The sequence below is a fragment of the Mesorhizobium sp. M0410 genome (assembly GCF_040321435.1).
GTDB lineage: Bacteria > Pseudomonadota > Alphaproteobacteria > Rhizobiales > Rhizobiaceae > Mesorhizobium.
This window is the reverse complement of record NZ_JAMYRN010000026.1, coordinates 15,840-34,656: the sequence shown is the minus strand read 5'-3', so window position 1 is coordinate 34,656 and position 18,817 is coordinate 15,840. Positions and strand designations below refer to the sequence as shown.

The following is an 18,817-nucleotide window of genomic DNA, read 5'->3' as shown; positions in this document are numbered from 1 at the left end:
TATTAACAGTTCGGCGGTGACGGCAACATTAGACGTTGGATTCGCGCGGCGGGATGCCGCAGGTGCCTTGCCGGGTGGTGTCAGCACTCTCGTGAGGCGGCTGCTAAGCGCATGTTTTTGCGGGAGGAATCTGGTTTGATCGCAGAAATATCAATAGACGAATAAGCAAATGGGGTGCACAATTTCAGGCTGGGAGGAAGGAGAATCAACCAGGGGACCGCAATGCGCGACCATTCAGAAATGGACCTGATGCTCAAGGGCTATGGCTTGACCACGGCCAAGATTCTTTATCACTTTCCCGATCATCCGCATCTGCTGCAGAGCTTCATCTGGCAGGATTACGACATCGCCCCGAAATTTCCGGTGCTGATCCGCTTCATCGAATTCTGGAAGGCCGAGCTCGAAGGCCCGCTGCATTCGGTGAGCTACACGCACCAGAAGCTGATCGCGCCGAACGAATGGCGCAAGGTCGACGGCGAGTTCGTGCTGCATTAGCCGGGGCGGCAGCCCGGGAGCCGCCGCCAGCTTTTGGAGCGTCAGACTGCGGGCGCGTTCAGCCGGGCAAACCCCTCCTGCCGGCGATAGGGAAAATACGGGTAGGGTGCGGTGACCTCACTTGCCGTGTCGAGCTTCTTCATCTGCTCGGCTGTCAAGGACCAGCCGACGGCGCCGAGATTCTGGCGCAACTGCTCCTCGTTGCGCGCGCCAATGATGACGGAGGCGACGGTCGGCCGCTGCAGCAGCCAATTAATGGCGATCTGCGGTATGGTCTTGCCGGTTTCCTCGGCGACAACATCAAGCGCGTCGACGACCCGATAGAGATGCTCATCCTCGACGGGCGGTCCGAAGCTTGCGGTGTCGTGCAGCCGGCTTTTCTCAGGCAGCTTCTGGCCACGGCGGATCTTGCCGGTCAGGCGGCCCCAGCCGAGTGGGCTCCACACCAGCGCACCGACACCCTGGTCGAGGCCGAGCGGCATCAACTCCCATTCATAATCGCGTCCGACCAGCGAGTAGTAGACCTGATGGGCGACGTATCGGGGATAGCCATATCTATCCGCCAGGCCGAGCGACTTCATCACTTGCCAGCCGGAAAAATTGGAGACGCCGACATAACGCAGCTTGCCGGCGCGCACGAGACCGTCCAGCGTCGACAGCACCTCCTCGATCGGTGTTGCGGCATCAAAGGCGTGCAGTTGCAGCAGGTCGATGTAATCGGTTCCAATACGCTTCAGCGCGTCTTCGACGGCCTTGATCAGGCGTGAACGTGACGAGCCGGCATCGTTGGGACCGTCGCCCATCGGCAGCGAGGTCTTGGTCGAGATCAGCACGGCGTCGCGGCGGCCCCTGATGGCAGCGCCGAGCACTTGTTCGGAAGCGCCAATCGAATAGACATCGGCGGTGTCGAACAGGTTGACGCCGGCCTCTAGGCAGATGTCGACCAGCCGCCGTGCTTCCGTCGCATCGCTGTTGCCCCAGGCGCCGAACAGCGGGCCTGAGCCGCCGAAGGTTCCAGCGCCGAACGAGAGTGCCGGGACCTTCAGGCCTGATGCGCCAAGATTTCGATAATCCATGGGTTTGCTCCTTGTGGAAGGATGGCTGTTTCAAGGATTGGTTGAGGTTTGCCGTTCTATGACGGCGCGATTTCCGGTGTGGAGAGGGCAGGGTCTCGGTCGAGGCGCAGAGCAAACGCCGCCACGGCAAGCGCTGAAAGCGGCAACAGGGCCGCGACCCAGGTGACGGCGCCGAGGCCGGGACCGTGCGCGATGACCACGCCGCCGAGCCAGGCGCCGGCCGCGTTGCCGAGGTTGAAGGCGGCGATGTTGAAGGACGAGGCGAGGCTCTGGCCGGCGCCTTGTGCCTTTTCCAGCACCCACATCTGCAGTGGCGCCACGGTGGCGAAGGCGGCGGCGCCGAGCAGGCCGACATAGATAACGGCCATGACCTGGCTGTGCAGGGCGAACGTCATGGTGCCGAGCACCAGCGCCAGGACGACGAGACTGCCGAGAACGGAAGGTAGCAGCCGGCGGTCGGCGAACTTGCCGCCGGCGATGTTGCCGGCGATGAGGCCGCCGCCGAAGACCAGCAGGATAGGCGACACCGCTGCTTCCTCAAAACCGGTGATCTCGGTCAGCAACGGAGCGATGTAGGTAAAGACGGCAAAGACGCCGGCATAGCCAAGCACGGTGGTGGCAAAGCCAAGCAGGACGGGCGTGCGGCCGAGCACGGCGAGATCGGCACGCAAATTGCTCTTCTCAGGTTCTGTTCGGCTGCGCGGCACCACCAAGAGAATGATGGCGGAGGCGGCGATGCCGACCAGGGTCACCGCCCAGAACGTCGCGCGCCAGCCGAAGGCCTGGCCGAGCCAAGTGCCGAAAGGCACGCCGAGGATGTTGGCGATGGTCAGGCCGGTGAACATCAGGGCGATCGCCGAAGCTTTCTTGTTGGGCGCCACCAGCCCGGTCGCCACGACCGAGCCAACGCCGAAGAAGGTGCCGTGGGCGAAGGCGGTCAGCACGCGCGCACCCATCAGCGTCCAGTAGTCTGGGGCAAGCGCACAGGCGAGGTTGCCCAGCGTGAAGATCGCCATCAGCGACAGAAGCACGGTCTTGCGCGGCCAACGGCCGGTTGCGATCGTCAGCAGCGGCGCGCCGATGACAACGCCGAGCGCATAGCCGGAAATAAGCTGGCCGGCAGCTGAGATCGAGACGTCGAGATCGGTGCTGACGTCGAGCAGCAGGCCCATGATGACGAATTCGGTGACGCCGATGCCGAACGCACCGGCGGCAAGAGCGTAAAGAGCAAGGGGCATGGCGGTTCCCACTTCGATGACGACCAGTTTTGACGACGGGCGCCGTGTTCCTCCCACGCCCCAATTCGGAAGATCGTGTCGCGATGTGCTGTGAACCAGCCTTGCATCGGGCACATCGTCTGTGAAATAGATTCACCAATGACCAGACCCGACATCAACCGCTCCGGCGAGATCGAAGTGTTCGTCCGCGTGGTCGAGGCGGGCAGCTTTTCGGCCGCTGCCCGTGCGTTGCGGATGACCCCGTCGGCGGTGAGCAAGCTGATCGCGCGGCTGGAGGCACGGCTCGGCGCGCGGCTGGTCAGCCGTTCGACGCGCAGGCTGCAACTGACGCCGGAGGGGGCGGCCTTTTTCGACAGCGGCGTGCGTATCCTGGCCGACATGGCAGCGGCCGAGCGCGAGGCGGCGGCGGGTGCCGCGCCGCGTGGCCGGCTGCGGATCAACAGCTACGTGCCTTTCGGGCAGCATCGGCTGATCCCGCTTTTGCCGCGTTTTCTGGAGCGCTACCCCGAAATCTCGGTCGATCTGGTGTTGACCGACGATGTCATCGACCTGATGGAGGAGCGTGCTGACGTCGCCATCCGGGCCGGGCCGCTCGGCGAATCACGGCTGGTGGCGCGCAAGCTCGGACAGAGCCGGGTGGTCGTCGTTGCGGCGCCATCGTATCTCGAAGCGCGTGGCACGCCCGTGACGCCCGCCGATCTCGATCGTCACAACCGGATGGGCTTCCGTTTCGTACGCCACCTCGAGGGCTGGCCTTTTATCGATGCGGTCGGCAAGCCGATCAGCCTGTCGATCGCCGGAAATACGCTGGTCAGCGACGGCGAGGCGATGCGGCTGATGGCGCTGTCGGGGGCGGGCATCGCCCGGCTGGCAAGCTGGCATGTGGAGGCCGACATTGCCGCCGGCCGGCTCCTGCCGCTGCTGGAAGAGTTCAACCCCGGCGACGAGGAACTTACCCACGCCGTCTATGTCGGCCATGGCAAGCATCTGCCGGCGCGGGTGCGGGCCTTTTTGGACTTTTTGGTCGAGACTGTCCGGCTGAACTGAGCCCAAAACGATCGGGAGCCTGCCGGCTCCCGAAGCAACGAAGGTAAGAAGGTAAGATTGAGTTACTATTTCGGCGCAAAGGGCGCCGGCCGCCGGCCGGCCGCCTGACGCTCCAGCATCCAGCCCGGATATTCGGCGGGCAGGGCACTGGCTTCGTCGAGGCGAACAAGATCATCGGCATCGAGCTGCAACTCGGTGGCTGCAAGGTTCTGTTCCAGCTGCTCCGTGCGGCTGGCGCCGATGATGACGCTCATCACGAATGGCTTGGCCAGAACATAGCCGAGCGCCACCGTAGCGACGCTGACGCCGTGCTTGGCGGCGATCTCGCGCATGACGGCGACTGCTGCCCAGGCACGGTCCTCATTGACCGGCGGGAAATTGAAGCTGGCGCGGCGGCCCTCGCCATTGCCGGGGGCGCCCGGTCCGTATTTGCCGGAGAGCAGGCCGCCAGCCATCGGCGACCAGACCATCAGCCCGAGCTTCTCCTCGTTGAGCAGCGGCACGATCTCGCGCTCGAGATCGCGGCCGGCGATCGAATAATACGACTGCACGGTCTCGAAGCGGGCAAAGCCTTTGCGCTCGGCAATACCCAGCGCCTTGGCTATGCGCCAGGCCTGCCAGTTCGAGACGCCGACATAGCGGACCTTGCCGGCGGCAACCAGGTCGTCGAGCGCCCGCAGCGTTTCGTCGATCGGCGTCACCGTGTCGGTGCCGTGCAGCTGGTAGAGATCGATATGATCCAGCTGCAGCCGTTCGAGGCTGCCTTCGACCGAATCCATGATGTGGCCGCGCGAGGAACCACGCTGGTTCGGGCCTCCACCCATGGCGCCATGAACCTTGGTGGCGATGATCACGTCCTGCCGGTTGACGCCAAGGTTCCTGAGCGACTGGCCGAGAAGCCGTTCCGAGGCGCCAAAGGAATAGACATCCGCCGTGTCGAAGAAATTGACGCCGGCGGCGAGCGAGCGGGCAACGATCTGGTCAACGCCCTTCTGGTCGAGGCTGGCGATCAGGCCCCATTGGGCGTTCTCGCCGGCCGCGCCGAACGTCATCGTGCCGAGGCAAAGTTCGGAGACGAACATCCCCGTATTTCCAAGTTGATTGTAACGCATGGTGGCTCCAGACGGGTTGAGAATAACTCGACCCATATAGGAACGAAACGTTCCGTTTCTATATGCTGGCTTAGTCAATGTTAGCCTGTGGCCTAAGGCCGGCTGCGCCTCATCTGGCGCCGAAAATCGCCGATCCAACCCTGACACTAGTCGCGCCGAAGGCGATCGCGGTTTCGTAGTCGCCGGACATGCCCATGGAGAACTTGTCGACGCCGGCCTCAAGCCCAAGCTTTTCCAGCAGCGCGAAATGCGGACCGGGGTTCTCGCCGGCCGGCGGAATGCACATCAGCCCTTCGATGGCGAGGCCGTGAACCGAGCGGCAGCGGGCCACGAAGGCGACAGCCTCGCGCGGCTCGATGCCGGCCTTTTGCGGCTCGGAGCCGGTGTTGACCTGGACATACAGCCTTGGTGACCGGCCTTGCCTGGCGATCTCCTTGGCGAGTTCGGCGGCGATCTTTTCACGGTCGACGGTTTCGATGACGTCGAACAATGCCACCGCTTCCTTCGCCTTGTTCGATTGCAGCGGACCGATCAGATGCAGCTCGACGTCGGGAAACGCCGTCCGCAGTGCCGGCCATTTGGCTTGTGCTTCCTGGACCCGGTTTTCGCCGAAGACGCGCTGGCCGGCCTCGATAACGGGGCGGATATCGGCGGCGTCGAAGGTTTTCGAGACCGCGACCAGCGCCACCGCTCCGGCGTCGCGTCCTGCCTCGCGCTCGGCGGCAGCGATCCTTGCCTTGACCGTGAAAAGCTGTTCGACGGCGCTCGCCATGCCTATATCCTGCCTGTGTTTGGCTTTTCGCCGGATCGCCGCAGTTGACGGGTCCGGCAATCCATGGTGAACACCGCGACGACATTTCCTGAGCCGCCCGGGCATTGTCCGGCGGTTCGCGCATGCTTTTAAGTGAAAAACACCCGATGGCAACCGAACGATACAATCCGCGCGCGTCAGAGCCCAAATGGCAGAAGGCCTGGGACGCAAAGAAGCTGTTCGAAGCCGACAATGACGACCCGCGCCCGAAATATTACGTGCTGGAGATGTTCCCCTATCCGTCGGGGCGCATCCATATCGGCCATACCCGCAACTATACGATGGGCGACGTGGTGGCGCGCTACAAGCGGGCCAAGGGTTTCAACGTGCTGCACCCGATGGGCTGGGACGCCTTTGGCATGCCAGCCGAAAACGCGGCGATGCAGAACAAGGTCCATCCCAAGGACTGGACCTATCAGAACATCGCCGCTATGCGCGAGCAACTCAAGGTCATGGGCCTGTCGCTCGATTGGGCGCGCGAGTTCGCCACCTGCGATGTCGATTACTATCACCGCCAGCAGATGCTGTTCCTCGATTTCGTCGAGAAGGGGCTGGTGACGCGCAAATCCTCCAAGGTCAACTGGGATCCGGAGGACATGACGGTGCTTGCCAACGAGCAGGTCATCGACGGACGCGGCTGGCGCTCGGGCGCGCTGGTGGAACAGCGCGAGCTGACGCAGTGGTTCTTCAAGATCACCGACTACGCGCAGGACCTGCTGGATTCGCTCGATCAACTCGACGACTGGCCGGAAAAAGTGAAGCTGATGCAGGCGAACTGGATCGGCCGTTCGGAAGGTCTGCTGATCCGCTGGCCGCTGGCCAAGCCAGCAGCCGGCGAGCATGAGCTCGAAATCTATACGACAAGGCCTGACACCATCTTCGGCGCCTCCTTTATGGCGATTGCCGCCGACCATCCGCTGGCCAAAAAGGCCGCCGAAGACAATCCGGCGCTGGCAAAGTTCATCGACGAGGTCCGCCATATGGGCACCTCGGTGGCGGCTCTGGAGACGGCCGAGAAGAAGGGCTTCGATACCGGCATTCGCGTCGTCCATCCGTTCGACGAGAAGTGGACGCTGCCCGTCTACGTCGCCAATTTCGTGCTGATGGACTACGGCACCGGCGCCATCTTCGGCTGTCCGTCCGGTGACCAGCGCGACCTCGACTTCGCCAACAGATACGGCCTGCCGGTCATTCCGGTGGTGATGCCGGAGGGCGAGAATCAAGGGAGCTTCCAGGTCATCGATGAGGCCTATGTCGGCGACGGCGTGATGATCAATTCGCGCTTCCTCGACGGCATGAAGCCGGATCAGGCGTTCGACGAGGTGGCGAAGCTGCTGGAACAAAAGACCATCGGCAACCGGCCGATGGCCGAGCGCAAGGTGAACTTCCGCCTGCGCGACTGGGGCATTTCGCGCCAGCGCTATTGGGGCTGCCCGATCCCGATGATCCATTGCGAGGATTGCGGCGTGGTGCCGGTGCCGAAAGCCGACCTGCCGGTCAAGCTGCCGGACGACATCGAGTTCGACCGGCCGGGCAATCCGCTCGATCGCCATCCGACATGGCGGCGCGTCAAATGCCCGCGTTGCGGCAAGGATGCGCGGCGAGAAACCGACACGATGGACACATTTGTCGATTCTTCGTGGTATTTCGCTCGCTTCACCGCGCCGTGGGCAAATGATCCGACCGATCCCGAGGCCGCGACTGAATGGCTGCCGGTTGACCAGTATATTGGCGGTATTGAGCATGCGATCCTGCATTTGCTCTATTCGCGCTTTTTCACCCGCGCCATGCGCGAGACCGGCCATGTCGATCTCGCCGAGCCGTTCAGGGGCCTGTTCACGCAAGGCATGGTGGTGCACGAGACCTATCGGGTTGGCGGCGCCTCGAACGGCCGCTGGCTTGCGCCAAGCGAGGTCAGGCTGGAAGACGCCGACGGAAAGCGCCGCGCCTTCGAAATCGCCACCGGCGAAGAGGCGGTGATCGGTCCGCTCGAAAAAATGTCGAAGTCGAAGAAGAATACGGTGAGTCCGGAAGAGATCACCGACGGCTACGGCGCCGATACGGCGCGCTGGTTCATGCTGTCGGACTCGCCGCCCGAACGCGATGTCGAATGGACCGACGAGGGCGCGGCCGGCGCGCACCGCTTCATCCAGCGCATCTGGCGCCTGGTGTCGACGGCTGCCGAATCGCTCGCCGGAGTCCGGCCAGAGGCGGCGAAGGACGGCGAGGCCGGGACAGTGTCCAAGGCCGCGCACAAGATCCTGAAATCGGTCGGTGAGGATATCGAAAAGCTCGCCTTCAACCGCGCCATCGCCCGCATCTATGAGCTCGCCAATGCCTTGACTGTACCGCTCAACGAGGCGGCAGAGGGCAAGGCCGGTCCGGCGCTGCAAGCGGCCTGCCGTGAGGCCGTCGAGATCCTGGTGCACCTGATCGCGCCGGTCATGCCGCATCTGGCCGAGGAGTGCTGGCAGACGCTCGGCGGCACCGACCTTGTCGCCGAACGGCCCTGGCCGGTCTACGATCCCTCGCTTGTCGTCGACGCCGAGATCGTGCTGCCGGTGCAGGTCAACGGCAAGAAGCGCGGCGATTTGACAATTGCCCGCGACGCGGACCAAGGTGCGGTCGAAAAAGCGGTTCTGGCCCTCGACTTCGTGCAGAGAGCGCTCGAAGGTAAGGCGCCGCGCAAGGTGATCATCGTGCCGCAGAGGATCGTTAATGTCGTTGCCTGATCCGCGAAAGACAGAGCTGACGCTGCGCCGCGTCGTGCTTTGCGGGCTGCTCGCCTCGGTGGCGCTGGTTTCCGCCTGCACGGTGCGGCCGCTCTATTCGAGCGCGCCGCTGATCGCCGGCTCGCAGGTCGGCGCTGCTGCCGAGCTGGCATCGATCTCGGTCAAGCCGGTCAAGACCCGCTACGCCCAGCAGGTCCGCAACAATTTGATCTTCGCGCTCGGCCGGGGCGCCGGCGAGCCGGCTTCGCCGGTCTATTCGCTTGATCTCGGCGTCTCCGAACTCGTCGAATCGGCGGCAATCGAGCAGGTCACGACAGACGAGGACGAGCCGACCGCCGGCACTGTAACGCTGACCGCCAACTATGTGCTCAGCGATGCCAAGACGGGCACGGTCATAGCGAGGGGCAAGCGCTCGATTCCGTCGTCATACGACAGGCCGCGCCAGGAATTCGCGTCATACCGAGCCCAGATCGACGCCGAGAACCGTGCGGCGCGCGAGCTGGCAGATGTGCTGCGGCTGTCGATCGCTCAGGATCTGATCAAGCACGGCAAGCCGGCGGCAAGCTAGGTCTTTCCGGAGTGCGCAATCTGCAAAAAAAAGGCCGATTGCTCGGCCTTTTTTTGTTCGTAGGATAGTCGCTTCAGCCGATCTTCTGCCCGGTCTTTGCCCAGTCGGCGAGGAACAGTTCCAGGCCCTTGTCGGTCAGCGGGTGTTTGACCAGTGCCTTGAGCGTCGCCGGCGGCGCGGTGATGACATCGGCACCGATCAGCGCCGCCTGCTTGACATGGTTCACGGTGCGCACAGAAGCGGTCAGGATCTCGGTCTGGAAGTCATAATTGTCGTAGATGGTGCGGATATCGGCAATCAGCTCCATGCCGTCCCAGCCGCTGTCGTCGATGCGGCCGACGAAGGGCGAGATGAAGGAGGCGCCGGCCTTGGCGGCGAGCAGCGCCTGGGTGGCCGAGAAGCACAGCGTGACGTTGACCATGCGGCCGTCCGACCGGATGTCCTTGCAGGCTCTCAGGCCATCGAGCGTCAGCGGCACCTTGATGCAGACATTGTCGGCGATCCTGGCCAGGATCTTGGCCTCCGCCATCATGTCCTTGTATTCGGTGGCGACGACTTCGGCCGAGACTGGGCCCTTGACGATCTCGCAGATCTCTCTTGTGACGTCGGCGATCTTGCCGCCGGATTTCAGGATCAGCGACGGATTGGTGGTTACGCCGTCGAGCAGCCCCAAATCGTTCAGCTCGCGGATTTCCTTGACATCGGCGGTGTCGACAAAAAATTTCATGGCGGTCTCCTGAAGATTTTTCATGTGCACGTCATGCACATTCGGGGTCGGACTTTGATCTAGACCAAAGTCGGGGCAAGGTCACGCCTCATGATCGAAGATTCGCCCTTTGTCGCGGCCGCACCGGTGCTGGTGCCGATGCCCGCCGAGCGCCCCTACACCTATGCCGTGCCGGCTGGCATGCGCGTGGTGCCGGGCTCGATCGTGCGCGTTCCGCTTGGGCCCCGCCAGGTCGCCGGCATCGTCTGGGACGGCGCCGTCGAAAAGGTCGACGCGAAGAAATTGCGGCCGATCGAGCAGGTTTTCGACTGCCCGCCGATCGACCGCGCGATGCGGCGTTTTGTCGATTGGGTGGCGCAGTACACGCTGTCGCCGCCCGGCATGGTGGCGCGCATGCTGCTCAGGGCGCCGGAGGCGTTCGATCCGGAGCCGTGGATCGAAGGGCTGCAGCGCACCTTCGCCAAGCCCGACCGGATGACGGAGGCGAGGACGCGCGTGCTGGAGACGGCCGAAGGCGGACTTGCCTGGACGCGATCCGGCCTGGCGCATGCGGCAGGCGTGTCGTCGACGGTGGTGGACGGGCTGCGGGCGCAGGGCGTATTCCAGACGGTGATGATCCCGCCGCGGCCGGTGGTCGCAGCACCCGATCCCGGCTACGCCGTGCCTTCACTGATGCCCGACCAGAGCGATGCCGCCGAGACGCTGCGCGCCAATGTCGCGACCGGTACATTCGGGGTCACCCTGCTCGACGGTGTAACCGGATCCGGCAAGACGGAGGTCTATTTCGAGGCGGTCGCGGCCGCGCTCGATCGCGGCAAGCAGGTGCTGATCCTGCTGCCGGAAATTGCGCTGACCCATGCCTTCCTCGAACGCTTCCAGGAGCGGTTCGGCGCCAAGCCGGCGGAGTGGCACTCGGACCTGCCGCCAAGGATGCGCGAAAAGGTCTGGCGGCAGGTAGCGGAAGGCGGCGTGCGGGTCGTCGCAGGCGCGCGCTCGGCGCTATTCCTGCCATTCAGGGAGCTTGGATTGATCGTCGTCGACGAAGAGCACGATCCCGCCTACAAGCAGGAGGATCGCGTCTTTTACAACGCGCGCGACATGGCCGTGGTGCGCGGCCATATCGGCGGTTTTCCGGTCGTGCTCGCTTCGGCGACACCGTCGGTCGAAAGCCGGGTCAATGCCAGCCAGGGCCGCTACAGCAGGGCGGTGCTTTCGGCGCGCTTTGCCGAGGCGGCACTTCCCGATCTCAAGACGGTCGACATGCGCCGCGCGCCGCCGGCACGCGGCGGCTTCCTGTCGCCGGTGCTGCTCGGCCATATGCGGCAGACGCTGGAAAGAAAGGAACAGTCGCTGCTGTTCCTCAACCGGCGCGGCTATGCGCCGCTGACGCTCTGCCGGGTCTGCGGCCACCGCTTCGGCTGTCCGGTCTGCTCGGCCTGGCTGGTCGAGCACCGCTTTCGCGGCCAGCTCGTCTGCCACCACTGCGGGCACAATGAACGCCGGCCCGAAGCCTGTCCGGAATGCGGCACGCTCGATCATCTGGTCGCCTGCGGGCCAGGCGTCGAGCGCATCGCCGAGGAGGTCGTCGCGCATTTCCCCGATGCCCGCACCATCGTCTTGTCGTCGGACCTGATGGGCGGCGTGCGGCGGCTGCGGCTCGAGCTTGAAGCCATCGCCAATGGCGAGGCCGACATCGTCATCGGCACGCAACTCGTCGCCAAGGGCCACAACTTCCCCAACATGACGCTGGTCGGTGTGGTCGATGCCGATCTCGGCCTTGCCAATGGCGACCCGCGCGCCGCCGAGCGCACCTTCCAACTGCTCAGCCAGGTGACCGGCCGCGCCGGTCGCACCGGCAAGAAAAGCCTCGGCCTGCTGCAGACCTTCCAACCCGACCACCCGGTGATGCGCGCGATCGTCTCAGGCGATGCCGAGGCCTTCTACGAGCGCGAGATCGCCGAGCGTGAGCGGGCGGGGCTGCCGCCCTTCGGCAGGCTCGCCGGCGTCATCGTCAGCGCGGCGACACGGGCCGAAGCCGAAGGGCACGCCCGTGGCCTGCGCCGCGCCGCGCCGCAAGCCACCGACCTGTTCGTGCTCGGCCCGGCCGAGGCGCCGCTGTCATTGATCGGCGGCCGCCATCGCTTTCGCCTGCTGATCCAGGGCGAGCGGCGCGCCGACATGCAAGGGTTCATTCGCACCATGTTGGCCGAGGGACCGAAGATAAGGGGCTCGGTGCGAGTCCAGGTCGACATCGACCCGCAGAGCTTTTTGTAAGCTGTCGAATTACCCTTTCGAGTCGCGTTCGGTGAATGGGTTCAGGTAAGGCACGTCGAGAATCGCAAAATGCCGGGTGTTGGCCGTCAAAACTGACAGGCCGTGCAAACGGGCAGTAGCTGCGATCAGAACGTCCGCCAGACCCGGATTGGCGCCTCTGGCGATAGTGGCGTCTTCCAGTTTTCCGGCTTCTCGCGCGATTGCTAAATCGATGGGAAGGATGCGCTGGTTGAACTCTAGAAGCAACCTTTCGAACCACTCATTGATGCGCTCTGCCTTCATATGCCCGCCCGCCCGCTTCAGTTTCGCGATTCCTCGTTCCACCTCCAAGATGACGATCGACGAGAGCTGCCAAGAGCCGCGTTCTCCTTGTTCGGCAACCCAGTTCTGCACGTGTGCCGGAAGCAGAGGCCGACCAGGTGCAAATGCCGAGAGAAAAGACGTATCAAGCAGATAGCCGGTCAAAACTCCACTTCCCGCGACGGCGATTCGTTTCGCTCAAGCTCGATGCCGCCTGGATACTGAAGCAGGAAATCCACGAAGTCTTTTTGGCTGTTCTGCGGATAAAGTTTCCGTCCCTCACCGATTGGCACCACCATGACTGCGGGCTTGCCGTGCTTGGTGATAACCGTGGGCTCACCGTTCTCAGCAGCCTCCACGAGCGCGGAAAGGCTGGCCTTTGCCTCTCGTAGTTGCATCGTCTTCATGCGCGGAACCTCTTGTGGTCTCATGTAGTCACAATATAGGAATTGTGCAGAAAAAAACAGCCCGTTGTGTAACGTCCTGTTAGCCCGGTCGATACAACGGCGCTCGCGTTGGGCTGACGCCCCGTAAATTGCGACGGCCCATCTGGCGCATGTCTCTTGCTTCGCTAGAATGCCCGAAAATTTTGAATATCCATTTACGAGGGGACAAGGATGGAATTTGCGTTTCCATGGCCGATGAGCCAGGGCGAGTGGCTGGCATGGTCAAGCGCCGTCGTGACCTTGCTTTTCGGGCTGCTGCTGTTCCTGGCGCCAGGGCTGGCGTTCCGGATTCTCAGGCTGCAGGTCAAGCCCGAGAAGGCGGCGGCGATCGCCGAAGGTCGCGGCAGGATGTCGGGCTTCTATCTCGGTGTCAGCCTGTGCTGCATCCTCTTGGCGCAGCCGCTGCTCTATATGGCGCTCGGCTTCTCCTGGCTGTTCACCGCCTTCGGCCGGCTGCTGTCGATGATGTCGGACGGCGCCAACACGCCGTTCAACTGGGCTTCCATCGTCGTCGAGCTGGTGCTGGCGGCGCTGCCGCTTGCCTTCGCCTTCGGCTTTTTGCCCTGAATCAGGGATCAATCCGGGGTTGGTTGCTGAACTCGCCCGGCGGATGCGACAATAGTGCCTGAAAACCATGCCGGACGACGCATTGCGGTCTGAAAATGCCTGTGCTAGACGGCAATCGACTTTCGACCGGGGATAGCGGAAGCCGCGCCTCCGTGCTTGGAAAAATGCAGTAAGGTCAAAGATTTAGCCAGAGTTTTTGCTCGCGCCAACAATCTGCGGCCTGTCAGACAAGAGAAAAGACGGTCCGTGGCCCAATCGTCATCGCCAATCTCAGGTGTCGCAGAACGCTATGCGGGTTCGCTGTTCGAACTCGCGCTGCAGGCCAATTCGGTCGCCGGCGTCGAGGCCGACCTCAACAGGTTCGAAACGATGCTCGAAGGCAGCGCTGACCTTTCGCGGCTGATCAGGAGCCCTGTCTTCTCCAGCGAGGACCAGGCCAAGGCGATCGCCGCGATCGCCGACAGAGCAGGGATTACCGGCCTCACCGGCAATTTCCTGCGCGTCGTTGCCCAGAATCGCCGGCTGTTCGCCGTGCCCGGCATGATCAAGGCGTTCCGCCAGATCGCCGCCGAACACCGCGGCGAGACCGCTGCCGAGGTCACCTCGGCGCATGCGCTGACGCCTGCCCAGGAAACCGAGCTGAAAGCAGCGCTGAAAAGCGTCGCCGGCAAGGACGTGGCGATCACGGTCACCGTCGATCCGTCGCTGCTCGGCGGACTGGTGGTCAAGATCGGCTCGCGCCAGATCGATACGTCGCTCAAAACCAAACTCAATTCGCTCAAGCTTGCACTGAAAGAGGTCGGCTGATGGACATCCGCGCCGCGGAAATTTCCGCAATTCTGAAAGACCAGATCAAGAATTTCGGCAAGGAGGCCGAGGTCTCCGAAGTCGGCCAGGTGCTGTCCGTCGGTGACGGTATCGCCCGCGTCTACGGCCTCGACAATGTCCAGGCCGGCGAGATGGTCGAGTTCCCCGGCGGCATCCGCGGCATGGCGCTCAACCTCGAAGCCGACAATGTCGGCGTCGTCATCTTCGGCGCCGACCGCGACATCAAGGAAGGCGACACCGTCAAGCGCACCGGCGCCATCGTCGATGCGCCCGTCGGCATGGGCCTGCTCGGCCGCGTCGTCGACGCGCTCGGCAACCCGATCGACGGCAAAGGCCCGATCCAGGCCACCGAACGCAAGCGCGTCGACGTCAAGGCGCCCGGCATCATCCCGCGCAAATCGGTGAACGAGCCGATGTCGACTGGCCTCAAGGCCATCGACGCGCTGATCCCGGTCGGCCGCGGCCAGCGCGAGCTGGTCATCGGCGACCGCCAGACCGGCAAGACCGCGATCATCCTCGACACCATGCTCAACCAGAAATCGGTGCACGACAACGGCCCTGAGAAGGAAAAGCTGTACTGCGTCTATGTCGCCGTCGGCCAGAAGCGCTCGACGGTGGCGCAGTTCGTCAAGGTCCTGGAAGAGCGCGGCGCGCTCGACTATTCGATCATCATCGCCGCGACCGCCTCCGATCCGGCGCCGATGCAGTTCCTGGCGCCGTTCACCGCCTGCACCATGGGCGAATATTTCCGCGACAACGGCATGCACGCGCTGATCAGCTACGACGACCTGTCGAAGCAGGCCGTCGCCTATCGCCAGATGTCGCTGCTGCTGCGCCGTCCGCCGGGCCGCGAGGCCTATCCCGGCGACGTCTTCTACCTGCACTCGCGCCTGCTCGAGCGCGCCGCCAAGCTCAATGACGAAAATGGCGGTGGGTCTCTGACTGCGCTGCCGATCATCGAAACGCAGGCCAACGACGTGTCGGCCTATATCCCGACCAACGTCATCTCGATCACCGACGGCCAGATCTTCCTGGAAACCAATCTGTTCTTCCAGGGCGTGCGCCCGGCGGTCAATGTCGGCCTTTCGGTGTCGCGCGTCGGTTCCTCGGCGCAGATCAAGGCGATGAAGCAGGTTGCCGGGTCGATCAAGGGCGAGCTCGCGCAGTACCGCGAAATGGCTGCTTTCGCGCAGTTCGGCTCCGATCTCGACGCCGCCACGCAACGCCTGCTCAACCGCGGCTCGCGTCTGACCGAGCTGTTGAAGCAGCCGCAATTCTCGCCGCTCAAAGTCGAGGAGCAGGTCGCGGTGATCTTCGCCGGCGTCAACGGCTATCTCGACAAGCTGGCGGTCAACCAGGTCGGCAAGTTCGAGCATGGTCTGTTGTCGCATATGCGCTCGGCCGGCAAGGACGTGCTCGACGGCATCCGCAAGGAGAAGGCGCTGTCCGACGATCTGCGCGCCAGGCTGAAGGCAGAAATCGACGCCTTCGCCAAGACCTTTGCTTGAGCAGGACGGACGGGATCAGGTTTAAAGCATGCCTTCGTTAAAAGACCTTCGTAACCGTATCGCCTCGGTCAAGGCGACGCAGAAGATCACCAAGGCGATGCAGATGGTCGCCGCGGCGAAGCTGCGTCGCGCGCAGGAAGCGGCGGAAGCGGCGCGTCCCTATTCGGAGCGCATGGGCGCGGTGCTGGCCAATATCACCCAGGCGATCGGCGGCGGCGGCGATGCCCCGGCGCTGATGACCGGCACCGGCAAGGACGACGTGCATCTGCTTGTCGTCTGCACGGCCGAACGCGGTCTGTGCGGCGGCTTCAATTCGCAGATCGCCCGCTTTGCCCGCGACCACATCCGCAAGCTTCTGGCAGACGGCAAGCAGGTCAAGATCATCTGCGTCGGCAAGAAGGGGTTCGACATATTGCGCCGCGACTACGGGGCGCTGATCATCGAGCGTGTCGACCTGCGCGAGGTCAAGACGCTGGGCTTTGTCAATGCCGATGCCATCGCCAAGAAGGTGATCCACCTGTTCAACGAAGGCGGCTTCGACATCTGCACGCTGTTCTATTCGCAGTTCAAGTCGGTGATCAGCCAGATCCCGACGGCGCAGCAAATTGTCCCGGCGGGCGCGCCTGCGGCTGGCGCGGAAGTGAGGGACGGCGGCAGCGCTGTCTACGAATACGAGCCGGAGCCGGGCGAGATCCTCTCCGATCTCATCCCGCGCAACATTTCCGTGCAGGTTTTTCGCGCGCTGCTCGAGAATGCTGCCGGCGAGATGGGCGCCAAGATGAGCGCCATGGACAATGCGACGCGCAACGCCGGCGACATGATCAACAAATTGTCGATCACCTACAACCGCCAGCGGCAGGCGCAGATCACCAAGGAATTGATCGAAATCATTTCGGGCGCCGAGGCGCTCTAGGCACGCTCACAAGGAGGTCATCGACCTCAAGCGTGTGAGAAACAAAGAGACGAAAAGGGTAAGGACGATGGCGAAAGCAGCGACCCCGAAGACGGCAGCCCCGAAGGCCGCGGCACCAGCAGCAGCAAAGGCCGCTCCGGCCAAGAAAGCGGCAGCAACCAAGGTCGCCGCTGTGAATGCGCCGGCCGCCACCATCAAGAAAACCGGCCTGGCAGGCAAGGTTCGCCAGGTCATCGGCGCCGTTGTCGACGTCCAGTTCGGCGAACATCTGCCGGCGATCCTGAACGCGCTTGAGACGATCAACGTCGGCAATCGCCTGGTGCTAGAGGTGGCCCAGCATCTGGGCGAAAACACCGTGCGCTGCATCGCCATGGACTCGACCGAAGGTCTGGTCCGCGGCCAGGACGTCTATGATACCGGTGCACCGATCACCGTGCCGGTCGGCCCGGGCATGCTCGGCCGCATCATCAACGTCATCGGCGAGCCGGTCGACGAGGCAGGCCCGGTCGACGGCATCGAGATGCGCTCGATCCATCAGCCGGCGCCGACCTATGTCGAGCAGTCGACGGAAGCGCAGATCCTGGTCACCGGCATCAAGGTGCTCGACCTGCTGGCCCCCTATGCCCGCGGCGGCAAGATCGGCCTGTTCGGCGGCGCCGGCGTCGGCAAGACGGTGCTGATCCAGGAACTGATCAACAACGTCGCCAAGGCGCATGGCGGCTTCTCGGTGTTCGCCGGCGTCGGCGAGCGCACCCGCGAAGGCAACGACCTCTATCACGAGTTCATCGAGTCCGGCGTCAACAAGAAGGGCGGCGGCGAAGGCTCCAAGGCCGCGCTCGTCTATGGCCAGATGAACGAGCCGCCGGGCGCCCGCGCCCGCGTCGGCCTGACCGGGCTGACGGTTGCCGAATATTTCCGCGATCAGGGCCAGGACGTGCTGTTCTTCGTAGACAACATCTTCCGTTTCACGCAGGCGGGCTCGGAAGTGTCGGCGCTGCTCGGCCGCATTCCTTCGGCCGTGGGCTACCAGCCGACGCTGGCTACCGACATGGGTGCGCTACAGGAGCGTATCACCACGACGACCAAGGGTTCGATCACCTCGGTGCAGGCGATCTATGTGCCGGCCGACGACCTGACCGACCCTGCACCGGCGACCTCGTTCGCCCACCTCGACGCGACGACCGTGCTCAACCGCGCGATTTCGGAAAAGGGCATCTATCCGGCGGTCGATCCGCTCGATTCGACCTCGCGCATGCTCGACCCGATGGTTGTCGGCGAAGAGCATTATCAGGTCGCCCGCCAGGTGCAGTCGATCCTTCAGCGCTACAAGTCGCTGCAGGACATCATCGCCATCCTGGGCATGGACGAGCTGTCGGAAGAGGATAAGCAGACCGTGGCCCGCGCTCGCAAGATCGAGCGCTTCCTGTCGCAGCCCTTCTTCGTCGCCGAAGTGTTCACCGGCGCACCGGGCAAGCTGGTCGACCTCGCCGACACCATCAAGGGCTTCAAGGGCCTTTGCAACGGCGATTACGACCATCTGCCGGAGGCCGCCTTCTACATGGTCGGCGGCATCGAGGAAGCGGTCGAGAAGGCACAGCGCCTGGCCGCTGAAGCGGCCTGATGGTGAATGGTCAATAGTGAATTGTGAATGGGGAGTAGCGGATAGGAAATCGGGGGCTGAGTGAAGGTCATTCTTTCTGACCATTCACCATTCACCATTCACCAGTCGCTAAATTGATCATGCCTGAAGCTTTCAAATTCGAACTGGTCTCGCCGGAGCGCCTCTTGGTTTCCGAGCAGGTCGAATCCGTCGTCATTCCGGGCGCCGAAGGCGAGATGACTGTCATGGCGCATCACGCACCCGTCATGACCACGATCAAGCCCGGCGTCGTCACGCTGAAGACCGTTTCCGGCAAGGAAGAGCGCTATGTGGTGTTCGGCGGCTTTGCCGACATCGTTCCGGCCGGCTGCACGCTGCTCGCCGAATCGGCTGTGGCCGTGGGCGACATCGACCGCGCCGACCTTGCCCGCCGCATCCAGGAGGCCAGGGAAGACGCCGCCGACGCCAAGGACGACCAGACCCGCAGCAAGGCCGAGCAGTTCCTCAACCAGCTTACGACGCTTGAAGGCGCGCTGTTGCCGGCTTAACAGGCGCCCCCTGCCTTCTCCCCTTGT

The 18,817-nt window shown here is 63.6% G+C and carries 18 protein-coding genes; 11 read left to right on the top strand and 7 right to left on the bottom strand.

Annotation, left to right across the window (positions count from 1 at the left end):
• The first annotated feature begins 222 nt into the window (after positions 1-222).
• On the top strand, positions 223-495 hold the full coding sequence (locus NKI63_RS26555; protein WP_254820441.1) for an usg protein: 273 nt from the start codon (positions 223-225) through the stop codon (positions 493-495).
• Between the two features lie 41 nt (positions 496-536).
• On the opposite strand, the gene NKI63_RS26550 is transcribed toward NKI63_RS26555, so the two are convergent.
• Together NKI63_RS26550 and NKI63_RS26545 are read right to left on the bottom strand one after the other, a co-directional pair.
• Positions 537-1,571: an aldo/keto reductase gene (locus NKI63_RS26550; RefSeq protein ID WP_352504877.1), complete on the bottom strand. Its 1,035-nt coding sequence runs from the start codon at positions 1,569-1,571 to the stop codon at positions 537-539.
• A gap of 56 nt (positions 1,572-1,627) precedes the next feature.
• Positions 1,628-2,809: an MFS transporter gene (locus NKI63_RS26545; RefSeq protein ID WP_352687073.1), complete on the bottom strand. Its 1,182-nt coding sequence runs from the start codon at positions 2,807-2,809 to the stop codon at positions 1,628-1,630.
• 138 nt (positions 2,810-2,947) lie between these two features.
• Between NKI63_RS26545 and NKI63_RS26540 the strand changes: the two genes are divergently transcribed.
• Positions 2,948-3,856 carry a LysR family transcriptional regulator gene (locus NKI63_RS26540; RefSeq protein ID WP_352504879.1) on the top strand — a complete coding sequence of 303 codons (909 nt, stop codon included), beginning with the start codon at positions 2,948-2,950 and terminating at the stop codon, positions 3,854-3,856.
• Positions 3,857-3,921: 65 nt separating this feature from the next.
• Here NKI63_RS26540 and NKI63_RS26535 read toward each other — a convergent pair whose 3' ends face one another.
• Positions 3,922-4,968, bottom strand: coding sequence for an aldo/keto reductase (locus NKI63_RS26535; protein WP_352504880.1), 1,047 nt, complete (start codon positions 4,966-4,968; stop codon positions 3,922-3,924).
• 109 nt (positions 4,969-5,077) lie between these two features.
• The gene (locus NKI63_RS26530) at positions 5,078-5,740 is read right to left on the bottom strand and encodes a YggS family pyridoxal phosphate-dependent enzyme (RefSeq protein ID WP_352504881.1); all 663 of its coding nucleotides are present in this window, start codon (positions 5,738-5,740) and stop codon (positions 5,078-5,080) included.
• Positions 5,741-5,886: 146 nt separating this feature from the next.
• On the opposite strand from NKI63_RS26530, the gene leuS reads away from it, so the two are divergent.
• Together leuS and NKI63_RS26520 are read left to right on the top strand one after the other, a co-directional pair.
• Positions 5,887-8,511 (top strand): leucine--tRNA ligase, encoded by a 2,625-nt coding sequence (gene leuS, locus NKI63_RS26525; protein WP_352687079.1) that lies wholly within the window; start codon positions 5,887-5,889, stop codon positions 8,509-8,511.
• The gene (locus NKI63_RS26520; RefSeq protein ID WP_352504883.1) at positions 8,498-9,079 is read left to right on the top strand and encodes an LPS assembly lipoprotein LptE; all 582 of its coding nucleotides are present in this window, start codon (positions 8,498-8,500) and stop codon (positions 9,077-9,079) included. The genes leuS and NKI63_RS26520 overlap by 14 nt, the downstream gene beginning before the upstream one ends.
• Positions 9,080-9,152: 73 nt before the next feature.
• On the opposite strand, the gene fsa is transcribed toward NKI63_RS26520, so the two are convergent.
• Positions 9,153-9,806: a fructose-6-phosphate aldolase gene (gene fsa / locus NKI63_RS26515; RefSeq protein ID WP_023678103.1), complete on the bottom strand. Its 654-nt coding sequence runs from the start codon at positions 9,804-9,806 to the stop codon at positions 9,153-9,155.
• Positions 9,807-9,896: 90 nt separating this feature from the next.
• On the opposite strand from fsa, the gene NKI63_RS26510 reads away from it, so the two are divergent.
• Positions 9,897-12,080, top strand: a complete 2,184-nt coding sequence (locus NKI63_RS26510) for a primosomal protein N' (RefSeq protein WP_352504885.1) — start codon at positions 9,897-9,899, stop codon at positions 12,078-12,080.
• A gap of 9 nt (positions 12,081-12,089) precedes the next feature.
• Here NKI63_RS26510 and NKI63_RS26505 read toward each other — a convergent pair whose 3' ends face one another.
• Positions 12,090-12,545, bottom strand: a complete 456-nt coding sequence (locus tag NKI63_RS26505) for a type II toxin-antitoxin system VapC family toxin (protein WP_352823921.1) — start codon at positions 12,543-12,545, stop codon at positions 12,090-12,092.
• Entirely contained in the window at positions 12,542-12,787 is a 246-nt protein-coding gene (locus NKI63_RS26500; RefSeq protein ID WP_254018681.1) for a type II toxin-antitoxin system Phd/YefM family antitoxin, read from the bottom strand. The genes NKI63_RS26505 and NKI63_RS26500 overlap by 4 nt, the downstream gene beginning before the upstream one ends.
• A gap of 210 nt (positions 12,788-12,997) precedes the next feature.
• On the opposite strand from NKI63_RS26500, the gene NKI63_RS26495 reads away from it, so the two are divergent.
• From NKI63_RS26495 to NKI63_RS26470, 6 genes are all read left to right on the top strand, one after another.
• Complete coding sequence (locus NKI63_RS26495; protein ID WP_352500793.1) at positions 12,998-13,393, top strand: AGROH133_08824 family phage infection protein; 396 nt, start codon at positions 12,998-13,000, stop codon at positions 13,391-13,393.
• 246 nt (positions 13,394-13,639) lie between these two features.
• Positions 13,640-14,200 carry a F0F1 ATP synthase subunit delta gene (locus NKI63_RS26490; RefSeq protein ID WP_352504886.1) on the top strand — a complete coding sequence of 187 codons (561 nt, stop codon included), beginning with the start codon at positions 13,640-13,642 and terminating at the stop codon, positions 14,198-14,200.
• Complete coding sequence (gene atpA, locus NKI63_RS26485; protein ID WP_352450899.1) at positions 14,200-15,729, top strand: F0F1 ATP synthase subunit alpha; 1,530 nt, start codon at positions 14,200-14,202, stop codon at positions 15,727-15,729. Before NKI63_RS26490 ends, atpA begins: the two co-directional genes overlap by 1 nt.
• A gap of 28 nt (positions 15,730-15,757) precedes the next feature.
• Positions 15,758-16,642 carry a F0F1 ATP synthase subunit gamma gene (locus tag NKI63_RS26480; protein ID WP_352504888.1) on the top strand — a complete coding sequence of 295 codons (885 nt, stop codon included), beginning with the start codon at positions 15,758-15,760 and terminating at the stop codon, positions 16,640-16,642.
• Positions 16,643-16,709: 67 nt separating this feature from the next.
• Positions 16,710-18,263 (top strand): F0F1 ATP synthase subunit beta, encoded by a 1,554-nt coding sequence (atpD, locus tag NKI63_RS26475; RefSeq protein WP_352504889.1) that lies wholly within the window; start codon positions 16,710-16,712, stop codon positions 18,261-18,263.
• 119 nt (positions 18,264-18,382) lie between these two features.
• Entirely contained in the window at positions 18,383-18,790 is a 408-nt protein-coding gene (locus NKI63_RS26470; protein WP_352504890.1) for a F0F1 ATP synthase subunit epsilon, read from the top strand.
• Positions 18,791-18,817 lie beyond the last annotated feature (27 nt).

Excerpts from the sequence above, each read along its gene's own strand:
- NKI63_RS26480 (WP_352504888.1), top strand. The coding sequence starts at position 15,758 with ATGCCTTCGTTAAAAGACCTTCGTAACCGTATCGCCTCGGTCAAGGCG.
- NKI63_RS26520 (WP_352504883.1), top strand. The coding sequence starts at position 8,498 with ATGTCGTTGCCTGATCCGCGAAAGACAGAGCTGACGCTGCGCCGCGTC.
- NKI63_RS26470 (WP_352504890.1), top strand. The coding sequence starts at position 18,383 with ATGCCTGAAGCTTTCAAATTCGAACTGGTCTCGCCGGAGCGCCTCTTG.
- NKI63_RS26535 (WP_352504880.1), bottom strand. The coding sequence starts at position 4,968 with ATGCGTTACAATCAACTTGGAAATACGGGGATGTTCGTCTCCGAACTT.
- NKI63_RS26540 (WP_352504879.1), top strand. The coding sequence starts at position 2,948 with ATGACCAGACCCGACATCAACCGCTCCGGCGAGATCGAAGTGTTCGTC.
- NKI63_RS26510 (WP_352504885.1), top strand. The coding sequence starts at position 9,897 with ATGATCGAAGATTCGCCCTTTGTCGCGGCCGCACCGGTGCTGGTGCCG.
- NKI63_RS26495 (WP_352500793.1), top strand. The coding sequence starts at position 12,998 with ATGGAATTTGCGTTTCCATGGCCGATGAGCCAGGGCGAGTGGCTGGCA.
- atpA (WP_352450899.1), top strand. The coding sequence starts at position 14,200 with ATGGACATCCGCGCCGCGGAAATTTCCGCAATTCTGAAAGACCAGATC.
- NKI63_RS26530 (WP_352504881.1), bottom strand. The coding sequence starts at position 5,740 with ATGGCGAGCGCCGTCGAACAGCTTTTCACGGTCAAGGCAAGGATCGCT.
- atpD (WP_352504889.1), top strand. The coding sequence starts at position 16,710 with ATGGCGAAAGCAGCGACCCCGAAGACGGCAGCCCCGAAGGCCGCGGCA.
- NKI63_RS26500 (WP_254018681.1), bottom strand. The coding sequence starts at position 12,787 with ATGAAGACGATGCAACTACGAGAGGCAAAGGCCAGCCTTTCCGCGCTC.
- NKI63_RS26555 (WP_254820441.1), top strand. The coding sequence starts at position 223 with ATGCGCGACCATTCAGAAATGGACCTGATGCTCAAGGGCTATGGCTTG.
- NKI63_RS26545 (WP_352687073.1), bottom strand. The coding sequence starts at position 2,809 with ATGCCCCTTGCTCTTTACGCTCTTGCCGCCGGTGCGTTCGGCATCGGC.
- fsa (WP_023678103.1), bottom strand. The coding sequence starts at position 9,806 with ATGAAATTTTTTGTCGACACCGCCGATGTCAAGGAAATCCGCGAGCTG.
- leuS (WP_352687079.1), top strand. The coding sequence starts at position 5,887 with ATGGCAACCGAACGATACAATCCGCGCGCGTCAGAGCCCAAATGGCAG.
- NKI63_RS26550 (WP_352504877.1), bottom strand. The coding sequence starts at position 1,571 with ATGGATTATCGAAATCTTGGCGCATCAGGCCTGAAGGTCCCGGCACTC.